Origin of the sequence: Klebsiella sp. A-Nf5, assembly GCF_002810545.1 — a bacterium.
Lineage (GTDB): Bacteria > Pseudomonadota > Gammaproteobacteria > Enterobacterales > Enterobacteriaceae > Klebsiella > Klebsiella variicola.
Window position 1 is genome coordinate 1 of sequence record NZ_PIOG01000273.1, and the last position, 11,530, is coordinate 11,530.

An 11,530-nucleotide genomic window follows, 5' to 3' on the forward strand; every position below is an offset into this window, starting at 1 on the left:
TGACATTCTCGGTTCAGCGCCGACCGGCACCGGTAAAACGGCGGCGTATCTGCTGCCAGCGTTGCAGCACCTGCTCGATTTCCCGCGTAAGAAATCCGGGCCGCCGCGCATTCTTATCCTGACGCCGACCCGCGAGCTGGCGATGCAGGTGGCTGACCACGCCCGCGAGCTGGCGAAGCATACCCATCTGGACATCGCCACCATTACCGGCGGCGTAGCGTACATGAACCACGCGGAAGTGTTCAGCGAAAACCAGGATATCGTGGTCGCTACCACCGGTCGCCTGCTGCAATATATTAAAGAAGAGAACTTTGACTGCCGCGCCGTCGAGACCCTGATCCTCGATGAAGCTGACCGCATGCTGGACATGGGCTTTGCCCAGGATATCGAAACCATCGCCGGTGAAACCCGCTGGCGCAAGCAGACCATGCTGTTCTCCGCGACGCTGGAAGGCGATGCGATCAAAGATTTTGCCGAACGTCTGCTGGAAGAGCCGGTTGAAGTCTCCGCCACCCCATCGACCCGCGAACGTAAAAAAATACATCAGTGGTACTATCGCGCCGACGATATCGAGCATAAAACCGCGCTGCTGATTAATTTGCTGAAGCAGCCGGAAGCAACCCGCTCCATCGTCTTTGTTCGTAAGCGCGAGCGCGTTCACGAACTGGCCGCTAAGCTGCACGAAGCAGGGATCACCACCTGCTGGCTGGAAGGCGAGATGGTGCAGATTAAGCGCAACGAAGCGATTAAACGCCTGACCGATGGTCGCGTGAACGTGCTGATCGCCACCGACGTCGCCGCGCGCGGTATTGATATCCCGGATGTCAGCCACGTGTTTAACTTCGACATGCCGCGCACCGCTGATATCTATTTGCACCGTATCGGTCGTACCGGCCGCGCCGGTAAAAAAGGCATCGCTATTTCGCTGGTTGAAGCGCATGACCACCTGCTGCTGGGCAAAATCGGCCGCTATGTTGAAGAACCGCTGAAGGCCCGCGTGATTGATGAACTGCGACCAAAAACCCGCGCGCCGAGCGAGAAGTTAACCGGTAAACCGTCGAAGAAAGTGTTGGCGAAGCGCGCCGAGAAAAAAGAGAAAGAAAAAGAGAAACCGCGGGTGAAGAAACGCCACCGCGATACGAAAAATATTGGTAAGCGCCGTAAACCAAGCGCTACCGGGACGCCATCAACGTCCAACGAAGAGTAAAAAAAACGCCGGGATATCCCGGCGTTTTCACATCTGGCTTCAGCCTTACAGGCTTTCGGTAAAGGTACGGGCGATGACGTCGCGCTGCTGTTCCGGGGTCAGAGAGTTGAAGCGTACCGCGTAGCCGGAAACACGGATAGTCAGCTGCGGGTATTTTTCCGGATGCTCAACCGCGTCCAGCAGGGTTTCGCGACGCAGCACGTTAACGTTCAGGTGCTGGCCGCCTTCCACGCGAACTTCTGGTTTCACGTCCACCGGGATTTCACGGTATTCGATTTCACCCAGTTTGCTCACTGCAACCACGTCATCTTCCGCAAAACCACCTTTGGCACACAGGCAGCGCGCTTCGCCTTTTTCGCTATCCAGCAGCCAGAAAGAGTTCAGCAGGTCGTCGTTTGCCGCTTTAGTAATTTGGATACCAGTAATCATTTGATGCCTCCCAGGCAGTGTTTATTCGATTTTGGCCTCTTCGCGGCCAATTGGTAAAACCATTGTTGTATGAGTGTATATATATCAGCCGCACCCGCGGCATTCCTTGATATAAATCAATAAAAACCACTCGTGCAAAGTGGGTATAGGGGGATTTTATTGTTTTACATCAAGTTACGCCATGGGGTGTCATAAATAATTTTGTAAATTTTCAATTTTTTTTGCATAAAAGCCATCATCAAGCCGTGCCGATTTTGTTCTGTAGAAAGAAGCCGTTAAGCTATAGCGATGACCCTTTGCAGGAGAGCAAGATGAGCACCCCTTTAACCTGGCATGACGTGCTGGCGGATGAAAAGCAACAACCCTATTTTCTCAATACTCTGAAGACCGTCGCCGAAGAGCGCCAGTCCGGGATCACCATCTACCCACCGCAAAAAGACGTCTTCAATGCGTTTCGCTTTACCGAACTGGGCGACGTCAAAGTCGTCATTCTCGGCCAGGATCCCTATCACGGCCCGGGTCAGGCGCACGGTCTGGCGTTCTCGGTTCGCCCGGGCGTCGCGATCCCGCCATCGCTCTTGAACATGTACAAAGAGCTGGAGGCCACGATCCCCGGCTTTACCCGCCCCACTCACGGTTACCTCGAAAGCTGGGCGCGCCAGGGCGTGCTTCTGCTTAATACGGTTCTGACCGTCCGCGCCGGACAGGCGCACTCGCACGCCAGCCTCGGCTGGGAGACCTTTACCGATAAGGTTATCGCGTTAATCAATGAGCATTGCGAGGGGGTGGTATTCCTGCTGTGGGGTTCTCACGCGCAGAAGAAAGGCGCGATTATCGATCGTCAGCGCCACTGCGTGCTAAAGGCGCCGCACCCGTCGCCGCTCTCTGCGCATCGCGGTTTCTTTGGCAGTAACCATTTCGTACAGACCAACCAGTGGCTGGCTGACCGCGGCGAAGCGCCGATTGACTGGATGCCGGTCCTTCCCGCAGAAAGCGAGTGATCGAGCCATAAAAAAAGCCAGCATCAGCTGGCTTTTTCGCATTCAGGCAGGCGAATTACGCCTTGTTCTGACGCCACCATTCTGCCAGCAGGACGCCGGTCGCCACAGAGACGTTCAGGCTTTCGACATTGCCGGTACCGTCGATGGCGACGCTGAGATCAGAGCTGGAAATCGCCGCATCGGACAGACCATCACGCTCCTGGCCTAACACCAGCACCATTTTCTTCGGCAGCTCGGCTTTAAACAGCGGCGTACCATTATGGCTGGACGTTGAGACAATCGCGTAGCCCGCTTTGCGGAACTGATCCAGGGTATCGATAAAGCTGTCGCCGGTGATCGGTTCAACATGCTCCGCCCCGCCCTCCGCCGTACGGATCGCCGCCCCGGACTCCAGCACGCCAGCATCCTGAACCACCACGCCCTTCACGCCGAAGTGCGCGCAGCTGCGCATGATCGCCCCGAGGTTGTGCGGGTTACCCACGTCTTCCAGCGCCAGAACGCAATCGTCTTCTGCCGCCTTCGCGACCCACTGGGCAACAGAAGTGCCGTGGCGTTTTTTGATCAGGAAGCAGACCCCGCCGTGGTGCTCGGTGCCGGAGGCTTTCGCCAGCTCGGCTTCGTCCACCACATGATAGGCTTTACGGTTGGCCGCCATCCAGCGCAGCGCCTCTTTAAAGCGGGGCGTGACGCTCTGGATAAACCAGGCGCGAACAATGGCATCCGGACGGCTCAGGAACAGGGCCTGACAGGCATTTTCGCCATACACGCGGGTTTCTTCCGCACGCTGACGACGCAGCACTTCCGGATCGATAAAGCTCTTCCCGCTGATCCCGCCGTGATCTTCTTTTACCGGCGTCTCATCGCCAGGGGCGCGGGAAACGGTGCGCCATGGGGACGCATCGTCGCGATGAAAATCATCACGTTTGCGGTCGTCACGTTTGCGATCGTCGCCGCGGCTGTTTCGTTCGTCACGCGCAGGGCGGCTGCGGCCGTCAACACGAGATTTTCCTGGACGACCTCCCCCTTTCCCGGTACGTGGGTTATGGGTGCGTTTGTCAGAATCATCATCACTGCGGACATACATCACTTTGACCTTGCCGCTTTTATTTTTCAGTTCGTCGCTCATCAATTTTCTCCACCTGCGCTGCGCGAAGCGCGCAGATTACCCGATGTGTCATCGCTTCGCCATGATTTCGTTTAAAAGCCGGCCTCTATTGCACTCATCGAACAAAACGCATTGTCCTTAAATAACACTTAATCGATAATATGTAACATCACAGAAACATATCGGCCACGTGCCACGTTGCAACCCATAACCAGAGGTTAGTTATGAATACCGTTTGTGCCAGTTGTCAGGCTCTGAACCGCCTCCCGGACGATCGTAGCGCGGATGGCGCAAAGTGCGGACGCTGCGGTCACGATCTTTTTGACGGCGACGTCATCAACGCGACCGGGGCAACGCTGGATAAACTCTTAAAGGACGATCTACCGGTCGTTGTCGATTTCTGGGCGCCATGGTGCGGCCCCTGCCGTAGCTTCGCGCCGATCTTTGAAGATGTCGCGGAAGAGCGTAGCGGGAAGATGCGTTTTGTGAAAGTCAACACCGAAGCGGAACGTGAGCTTAGCGCCCGGTTTCGTATCCGCAGCATCCCGACCATTATGATGTTTAAAAATGGCGAAGTGATCGACATGCTCAATGGCGCGGTGCCAAAAGCGCCATTTGACAGCTGGCTGAACGAAGCCGGCCAACAATAATCCTTCCGGGGCACTGCTTGTGCCCCGTTTTCACCTCTGCGACAATAGCGTTTTTCACTAGCGACTCCCATGATTGAAAACGCAGTCCTTCGCCTGCGCGCTGAACGCCTCGCGCGAGCTACCCGGCCTTTCCTTGCTCGCGGCAACCGCATCCGCCGCTGTCAGCGCTGCCTGCTGCCGCTCAAGCAGTGCCTGTGCGCAACATTAGTGCCAGCGCAGGCCACCAGCCGCTTCTGCCTGGTGATGTTTGATACGGAACCGATGAAGCCCAGCAACACTGGCCGGCTCATCGCCGATATTCTGCCTGATACCGAGGCTTATCAATGGTCGAGAACCGAGCCGCCGCAGGCGCTGCTCGATCTGGTCGCTCATCCTGATTATCAACCGATGGTGGTTTTCCCTGCCTCCTATGCCGGGCCGGAGCGCCAGGTCCTGAGCGCGCCGCCGTCCGGCAAGCCGCCGCTGTTTATTATGCTCGACGGCACCTGGACCGAAGCGCGCAAAATGTTCCGCAAGAGCCCTTATCTTGACGCGCTGCCGATAATCTCCGTCGATTTGTCACGCATCTCTGCCTACCATCTGCGCGAGGCGCACGCCGACGGACAATACTGTACTGCGGAAGTGGCCATCGCCCTGCTGGATCTGGCGGGAGATGCCCCGGCCGCCGCTGCGCTTGGCGAGCACTTCACCCGCTTTCGGACCCGCTATCTGGCGGGAAAAACCCAGCATAAGGGCAGCATCACAGCGGACCAGGTGGAAAACGTTTAAAATCATTCGGTCACTGGGATGAAAGGAGACCGGTATGAGCCAACGAGGCCTGGAAGCACTGCTGCGACCAAAGTCCATCGCCGTTATTGGCGCATCAATGAAGCCGCAGCGCGCTGGCTATCTCATGATGCGCAACCTGTTAGCCGGCGGTTTCAATGGCCCGGTACTGCCGGTGACCCCTGCCTGGAAGGCGGTGCTCGGGGTGCTGGCATGGCCCACGATTGAGAGCCTGCCGTTTACGCCGGATCTGGCGGTGCTCTGTACTAACGCCCGGCGTAATATCGAATTGCTCGAAGCCTTAGGGCAGAAAGGGTGTAAAACCTGCATCATTCTCTCTTCGCCGCCGGAACAGTATCCGGCGCTGCTCGAATGCGCCACCCGCTATCAGATGCGCCTGCTCGGCCCAAACAGTCTGGGGCTGCTGGCGCCGTGGCAAGGCCTGAACGCCAGCTTCTCGCCGGTCGCGATCCACCGCGGTAAACTGGCCTTTATCTCGCAGTCGGCCGCCGTCTCTAATACTATCCTTGACTGGGCGCAGCAGCGCGAGATGGGCTTTTCCTACTTCATCGCGCTGGGCGATAGCCTGGACATTGATGTCGATGACCTGCTGGACTTTCTGGCCCGCGACAGCAAGACCAGCGCCATTTTGCTTTACCTCGAGCATCTTAGCGACGCGCGTCGGTTTGTCTCCGCCGCGCGCAGCGCTTCGCGAAACAAGCCTATCCTGGTGATTAAAAGCGGCCGTAGTCCCGCGGCGCAAAAGCTGTTGCACGTCAACTCCGGGATGGATCCGGCATGGGATGCAGCCATTCAGCGTGCTGGCCTGCTGCGGGTGCAGGACACCCATGAGCTGTTCTCCGCCGTGGAAACGCTCAGCCATATGCGCCCGCTGCGTGGTGAAAAGCTGATGATCGTCAGCAATGGCGCGGCGCCGGCGGCACTGGCGCTAGATGAACTCTGGCTGCGTAATGGCAAACTGGCGGTCCTCAGCGAGGAGACCCGCGACGCCCTGCGCCAGGCGTTGCCGGTTGGCGTCGAGATCGCCAACCCGTTAGATCTGCGCGATGATGCCAGCAGCGAACATTATCAGCAGGCCCTGAATATTTTGCTCAACAGTCAGGACTATGACGCGCTGCTGGTGATCCACTCGCCCAGCGCGGCCGCGCCGGGCACGGAGAGTGCGCTGGCCCTGATTGACGCCCTGAAGCATCATCCGCGCGGTAAATATGTCACTGTGCTGACCAACTGGTGCGGCGAATTTTCCTCGCAGGAAGCGCGACGTTTATTCAGCGATGCCGGCCTCCCTACCTACCGTACGCCAGAGGGGACGATCACCGCCTTTATGCATATGGTTGAGTACCGTCGCAACCAGAAACAACTGCGCGAGACGCCGGTGCTACCAGACTCGTTAACCGCCAATACCAGCGAGGCGCATGCTCTGCTGCAGCAAGCGATAGATGATGGCGCCACCACGCTGGATACCCACGAAGTCAGCCCGGTGCTACGAGCCTATGGCATCCATACTCTGCCGACATGGATTGCAGCCGACAGCGCAGAAGCAGTGCATATCGCTGAGCAGATAGGCTATCCGGTCGCCCTGAAGCTGCGTTCTCCGGATATCCCGCACAAATCGGAAGTACAGGGGGTCATGCTCTATCTGCGTACCGCCGCCGAAGTGCAGCAAGCGGCAGATGCGATGATCGATCGCGTCAGACTGGCCTGGCCCCAGGCGCGCATCCATGGTCTGCTGGTGCAGAGTATGGCTAATCGCGCCGGCGCCCAGGAGCTGAGAGTGGTGGTTGAGCACGATCCCGTCTTCGGCCCGTTGATTATGCTGGGCGAAGGCGGCGTGGAGTGGCGGGCCGAGGATCAGGCCGCGGTGGCGCTGCCGCCGTTGAATATGAACCTGGCGCGTTATCTGGTGATCCAGGCGATCAAAAATAAAAAGATCCGCGGTCGCAGCGCATTGCGCCCGCTGGATATCGCGGGCCTAAGCCAGCTGCTGGTTCAGGTATCGAATCTGATCGTCGACTGCCCGGAGATCCAGCGCCTGGACATTCATCCCCTGCTCGCCTCCGGTAACGAGTTTACGGCGCTGGACGTCACACTGGGCCTGGCCCCCTTTGACGGCGACAGTGAAAGCCGCCTTGCGATTCGTCCCTATCCGCACCAGCAGGAGGAGTGGGTGGTGATGAAAAATGGCGATCGCTGCCTGTTTCGGCCGATCCTCCCGGAAGATGAGCCGCAGCTACTCGCGTTTATCGCTCAGGTCACCAAAGAAGATCTCTATTATCGCTATTTTAGTGAGATCAACGAATTTACCCACGACGATTTAGCCAACATGACGCAGATCGACTACGATCGTGAAATGGCGTTTGTTGCCGTCAGGACCACCGCAGAGAAGAGCGAAATTCTCGGCGTAACGCGGGCGATATCCGATCCCGACAATATTGACGCCGAGTTTGCCGTTCTGGTCCGTTCAGATTTAAAAGGGTTAGGCCTGGGGCGAAGGCTGCTGGAAAAGCTGATCGCCTATACGCAAAGCCATGGCCTGCAACGCCTGAATGGCATTACGATGCCGAATAACAGAGGCATGATCGGCCTGGCCAGAAAGCTGGGATTCACCGTTGATATTCAGCTGGAAGATGGGATTGTCAGTCTATCGCTGCCCCTGAATCAGGGATAATCGCGCCACGCTGACCGCAATTGTTGACCACATTAGCGGGTAGTAATGGTATTATTGCCCGCTTACGTCGTCTGCATGGTACAGAAGACCCTTCAATAAACAGAGAAGAAACGCACTGTGATGTTGTCAAAATTTAAGCGTAATAAACATCAACAACACCTTGCCCAACTCCCTAAGCTTTCTCAGTCAGTTGATGATGTAGAGTTCTTTTACGCCCCTGCGGATTTCAGGGAAGCATTACTGACCCGGATTGCCCACGCCACTCAGCGTATATGCATTATTGCGCTCTATCTGGAGCAAGATGATGGCGGAAAAGGAATTTTGCAGGCTCTCTACGACGCCAAACGCCAGCGTCCGGAACTGGATGTCCGCGTTCTGGTAGACTGGCACCGCGCTCAACGTGGTCGTATCGGCGCCGCCGCCTCCAATACCAATGCCGACTGGTATTGCCGGATGGCCGATGAAAACCCAGGTGTGGATATCCCCGTTTACGGCGTGCCGATTAATACCCGGGAGGCGCTCGGCGTTCTCCATTTCAAAGGCTTTATTATCGATGACAGCGTCCTCTACAGCGGCGCCAGCCTGAACGATGTTTATCTGCATCAGCATGACAAGTACCGTTATGACCGCTATCAGTGCATCCGTAACGGCAAAATGGCGGATGTCATGTTCGACTGGGTCGACAATAATCTGGTTCAGGGGCGCGGCGTTAATCGTCTCGACAGACCGGATCGGCCAAAAAGCCCGGAAATCAAAAACGACATTCGCCAGTACCGTCAGGAGCTCCGCGACCGCAGCTACCATTTTGTCGGCACCGCTGGTGACGAAGAACTCTCCGTCACCCCGCTGGTAGGTCTGGGTAAATCCAGCCTGCTGAATAAAACCATCTTTCACCTGATGCCCTGTGCCGAGCACAAGCTGACGATTTGTACCCCCTACTTCAACCTCCCTGCCGTACTGGTGAGAAATATCATCCAGTTGCTGCGGGACGGTAAGCAGGTGGAGATTATTGTCGGCGATAAAACCGCTAACGATTTCTACATTCCGGAAGATCAGCCGTTTAAAATTATCGGTGCGCTTCCCTATCTGTATGAGATCAACCTGCGGCGTTTCCTCAGCCGGCTGCAATATTATGTCAATACCGATCAGCTGATCGTCCGCCTGTGGAAGGATGACGATAACAGCTACCACCTGAAAGGCATGTGGGTTGACGATGAGTGGATGCTACTCACCGGCAACAACCTCAACCCGCGCGCCTGGCGGCTCGATCTGGAAAACGCCATTCTGATCCACGATCCAAAGCAGCAGTTGGGGGCCATGCGGGAGAAAGAGCTCAAGCTCATCCGCACCCACACCACGGTGGTGAAACATTATCGCGACCTGCAAAGTATCGCCGACTATCCGGTTAAAGTGCGAAAACTGATCCGCCGCCTGCGACGGATCCGCATTGACCGGTTGATCAGCCGTATTCTCTGACTATCAGCCCCGCGTCGACGGGGCTTTTTTCTGGAAGCGCTATGCGTTCGATAATAGTGATGACATCGCTGCTGTTAACGGGCTGCAGCCACATGGCAAATGATGCGTGGTCCGGTCAGGACAAAGCCCAGCATTTTCTGGCCTCGGCGATGCTGTCTGCCGCCGGCAATGAGTATGCGCAACATCAGGGTTACAGCCGGGACCGCAGCGCCGCCATCGGCCTGATGTTTTCCATCAGCCTCGGCGCGTCAAAAGAGCTTTGGGACAGCCGCCCGGCTGGGAGCGGCTGGAGCTGGAAGGATTTCGCCTGGGATGTCGCTGGCGCGACCACCGGCTATGCTGTGTGGCAACTGGCGCACCAGTAAGCATTACAGGCGCAGGCCTTTCCCCTTGCGATGCAGCATGAGAGAGACCAGGAAGGCGATGGCCGCCATCACCGTCACATACCAGTAGAACGCGTGCTCTATCCCCGCCGACTTAAGCGACAGCGCGACATACTCCGCAGAGCCGCCGAACAACGCGTTCGCGACGGCATAGGAAAGCCCTACCCCAAGCGCGCGAACCTGAGCCGGGAACATCTCAGCCTTGAGGATACCGCTGATCGAGGTATAGAAACTGACAATCAGCAAGGCACAGATCACCAGCCCGAAGGCAGCATACGGTGAACTCACATTCTGCAGGGCGCTGAGGATAGGCACGGTAAATAACGTCGCCAGCACGCCAAAGCACAGCATGGAGGTGCGGCGGCCAACCTTATCCGAAAAGGCACCGAACAGCGGCTGAACCAGCATATAAACGAACAGCGCCGCGGTCATAATCACGCTGGCGGTACCGGCCGTCATACCCGCCGTATTGACCAGATACTTTTGCATATAGGTGGTAAAGGTGTAGAAGGTCAGCGATCCGGCGGCGGTAAAGCCCAACACCATCGCGAAGGCCCGGCGATTGCGCCACAACCCTTTAAATGAGCCAGCCTCTTTCAACGCCCGGGTCTCCTGCTTTGAGGTTTCGTCCAGCTGGCGACGCAGCCACAGCGCGACGATAGCCAGTACCGCCCCGAGAGCAAAAGGAATACGCCATCCCCAGGCATGGAGATCTTCATCGCTGAGCACCTGCTGGAGCGCCACAACCACTAATACCGCCAGCAGTTGACCGCCAATCAGCGTAACGTACTGGAAGGAGGCATAGAAGCCTTTCTTACCTTCCACCGCGACTTCACTCATATAGGTCGCACTGGTGCCGTATTCTCCGCCAACAGACAGCCCCTGGAACAGACGTGCCAGCAGCAGCAGCGCCGGAGCCCAGGTGCCGATGACCGCATAACCTGGCAGACAGGCAATCACCAGTGAGCCAAAGCACATCATGCAGACCGAGATAAGCATGGAGGCTTTACGTCCGCGGCGGTCGGCGATTCGACCAAACAGCCATCCGCCGATGGGACGCATCAGGAATCCGGCGGCAAATACGCCTGCCGTCTGCAGCAGTTGGGTGGTGGTATTTCCGGATGGAAAGAAGATGTGGGCGAAATAGAGCGAGCAGAATGAGTAAACGTAAAAATCAAACCATTCAACCAGATTTCCCGAGGAAGCGCCAACTATTGCCCAAATACGACGACGGGTATCGGCCTGATCCGGCGCACCCCGTTCGGTAATGCTACTTTCTGTCATTGTTATATTGCTCCAGCAAAGACTGCAATCTGTCTTGTCGGGCGTACCACGTCACGTAGACAAATTAGTTAGTGAACTAAATGTTATATAATTGTTATATTTTTATATGTGATTGCATTCACATTTTTTTTCGTAAGAGCAGTTTTCGCGATCAACGCCAGCGCAGGAGCAAGGAAAAAGTGGATTATGGTGAAGGGATTGCCATGGCGGGGTTTTATTTTGCTTTGAATGAAGATAATGGTGCGGGTATGGCAGGATTTTCCCCGGAGGCGGTGCTGCGCACCTTGTCCGGGCTACCAGTCAGCCCCGGTTTGTAGCCCCGGTAAGCGCAGCGCCACCGGGGACACATGCCGGCATGCTGCCCGGTCCACTGAAACGCAAAAAGCCCATCCGTCAGGATGGGCTCTTCACTTGTTTGATGCCTGGCAGTTCCCTACTCTCACATGGGGAGACCCCACACTACCATCGGCGCTACGGCGTTTCACTTCTGAGTTCGGCATGGGGTCAGGTGGGACCACCGCGCTAGTGCCGCCAGGCAAAT

General features: G+C 56.8%; 11 protein-coding genes and 1 rRNA gene. 8 read left to right on the forward strand and 4 right to left on the reverse strand.

The genetic code is table 11. From position 1 onward, the window contains the following. On the forward strand, positions 1–1,207 hold a 1,207-nt coding region (gene srmB / locus CWM53_RS27915; protein WP_100750904.1), incomplete at its 5' end, for an ATP-dependent RNA helicase SrmB. 45 nt (positions 1,208–1,252) lie between these two features. Here the strand turns inward: srmB and grcA are convergent. Beyond that, the gene (gene grcA, locus CWM53_RS27920) at positions 1,253–1,636 is read right to left on the reverse strand and encodes an autonomous glycyl radical cofactor GrcA (protein ID WP_002914084.1); all 384 of its coding nucleotides are present in this window, start codon (positions 1,634–1,636) and stop codon (positions 1,253–1,255) included. Positions 1,637–1,947: 311 nt separating this feature from the next. Between grcA and ung the strand changes: the two genes are divergently transcribed. Continuing rightward, the gene (gene ung / locus CWM53_RS27925; RefSeq protein ID WP_061153637.1) at positions 1,948–2,637 is read left to right on the forward strand and encodes a uracil-DNA glycosylase; all 690 of its coding nucleotides are present in this window, start codon (positions 1,948–1,950) and stop codon (positions 2,635–2,637) included. 55 nt (positions 2,638–2,692) lie between these two features. On the opposite strand, the gene CWM53_RS27930 is transcribed toward ung, so the two are convergent. Continuing rightward, positions 2,693–3,763 (reverse strand): tRNA/rRNA methyltransferase, encoded by a 1,071-nt coding sequence (locus CWM53_RS27930; RefSeq protein ID WP_100730312.1) that lies wholly within the window; start codon positions 3,761–3,763, stop codon positions 2,693–2,695. 203 nt (positions 3,764–3,966) lie between these two features. On the opposite strand from CWM53_RS27930, the gene trxC reads away from it, so the two are divergent. The 5 genes from trxC (at position 3,967) to CWM53_RS27955 (ending at position 9,687) form a co-directional block, all read left to right on the forward strand. Next, the gene (gene trxC, locus CWM53_RS27935; RefSeq protein ID WP_002914091.1) at positions 3,967–4,392 is read left to right on the forward strand and encodes a thioredoxin TrxC; all 426 of its coding nucleotides are present in this window, start codon (positions 3,967–3,969) and stop codon (positions 4,390–4,392) included. A 69-nt stretch (positions 4,393–4,461) separates the two neighbouring features. Then, a complete protein-coding gene (tapT, locus tag CWM53_RS27940) occupies positions 4,462–5,160 on the forward strand; it encodes a tRNA-uridine aminocarboxypropyltransferase (protein WP_023323113.1) in 699 nt (232 codons plus the stop codon). Positions 5,161–5,194: 34 nt separating this feature from the next. Next, a complete protein-coding gene (locus tag CWM53_RS27945) occupies positions 5,195–7,846 on the forward strand; it encodes a bifunctional acetate--CoA ligase family protein/GNAT family N-acetyltransferase (protein WP_074387832.1) in 2,652 nt (883 codons plus the stop codon). A gap of 120 nt (positions 7,847–7,966) precedes the next feature. After that, positions 7,967–9,322, forward strand: a complete 1,356-nt coding sequence (gene pssA, locus CWM53_RS27950; protein WP_061153634.1) for a CDP-diacylglycerol--serine O-phosphatidyltransferase — start codon at positions 7,967–7,969, stop codon at positions 9,320–9,322. A gap of 41 nt (positions 9,323–9,363) precedes the next feature. Continuing rightward, a complete protein-coding gene (locus CWM53_RS27955) occupies positions 9,364–9,687 on the forward strand; it encodes a YfiM family lipoprotein (protein WP_008803753.1) in 324 nt (107 codons plus the stop codon). A 3-nt stretch (positions 9,688–9,690) separates the two neighbouring features. Here CWM53_RS27955 and CWM53_RS27960 read toward each other — a convergent pair whose 3' ends face one another. Continuing rightward, positions 9,691–10,989 (reverse strand): MFS transporter, encoded by a 1,299-nt coding sequence (locus CWM53_RS27960; RefSeq protein WP_061153633.1) that lies wholly within the window; start codon positions 10,987–10,989, stop codon positions 9,691–9,693. Between the two features lie 179 nt (positions 10,990–11,168). Here CWM53_RS27960 and CWM53_RS31495 point away from each other — a divergent pair, with 179 nt between their 5' ends. Continuing rightward, positions 11,169–11,306, forward strand: coding sequence for a hypothetical protein (locus CWM53_RS31495; RefSeq protein ID WP_162676776.1), 138 nt, complete (start codon positions 11,169–11,171; stop codon positions 11,304–11,306). 103 nt (positions 11,307–11,409) lie between these two features. Here CWM53_RS31495 and rrf read toward each other — a convergent pair. Beyond that, positions 11,410–11,525, reverse strand: a 5S ribosomal RNA gene (gene rrf, locus CWM53_RS27965). Positions 11,526–11,530 lie beyond the last annotated feature (5 nt).

Bases quoted from the DNA above. Each gene is read 5' to 3' on its own strand.
- grcA (WP_002914084.1), bottom strand. From the start codon at position 1,636: ATGATTACTGGTATCCAAATTACTAAAGCGGCAAACGACGACCTGCTG.
- ung (WP_061153637.1), top strand. From the start codon at position 1,948: ATGAGCACCCCTTTAACCTGGCATGACGTGCTGGCGGATGAAAAGCAA.
- CWM53_RS27930 (WP_100730312.1), bottom strand. From the start codon at position 3,763: ATGAGCGACGAACTGAAAAATAAAAGCGGCAAGGTCAAAGTGATGTAT.
- trxC (WP_002914091.1), top strand. From the start codon at position 3,967: ATGAATACCGTTTGTGCCAGTTGTCAGGCTCTGAACCGCCTCCCGGAC.
- tapT (WP_023323113.1), top strand. From the start codon at position 4,462: ATGATTGAAAACGCAGTCCTTCGCCTGCGCGCTGAACGCCTCGCGCGA.
- CWM53_RS27945 (WP_074387832.1), top strand. From the start codon at position 5,195: ATGAGCCAACGAGGCCTGGAAGCACTGCTGCGACCAAAGTCCATCGCC.
- pssA (WP_061153634.1), top strand. From the start codon at position 7,967: ATGTTGTCAAAATTTAAGCGTAATAAACATCAACAACACCTTGCCCAA.
- CWM53_RS27955 (WP_008803753.1), top strand. From the start codon at position 9,364: ATGCGTTCGATAATAGTGATGACATCGCTGCTGTTAACGGGCTGCAGC.
- CWM53_RS27960 (WP_061153633.1), bottom strand. From the start codon at position 10,989: ATGACAGAAAGTAGCATTACCGAACGGGGTGCGCCGGATCAGGCCGAT.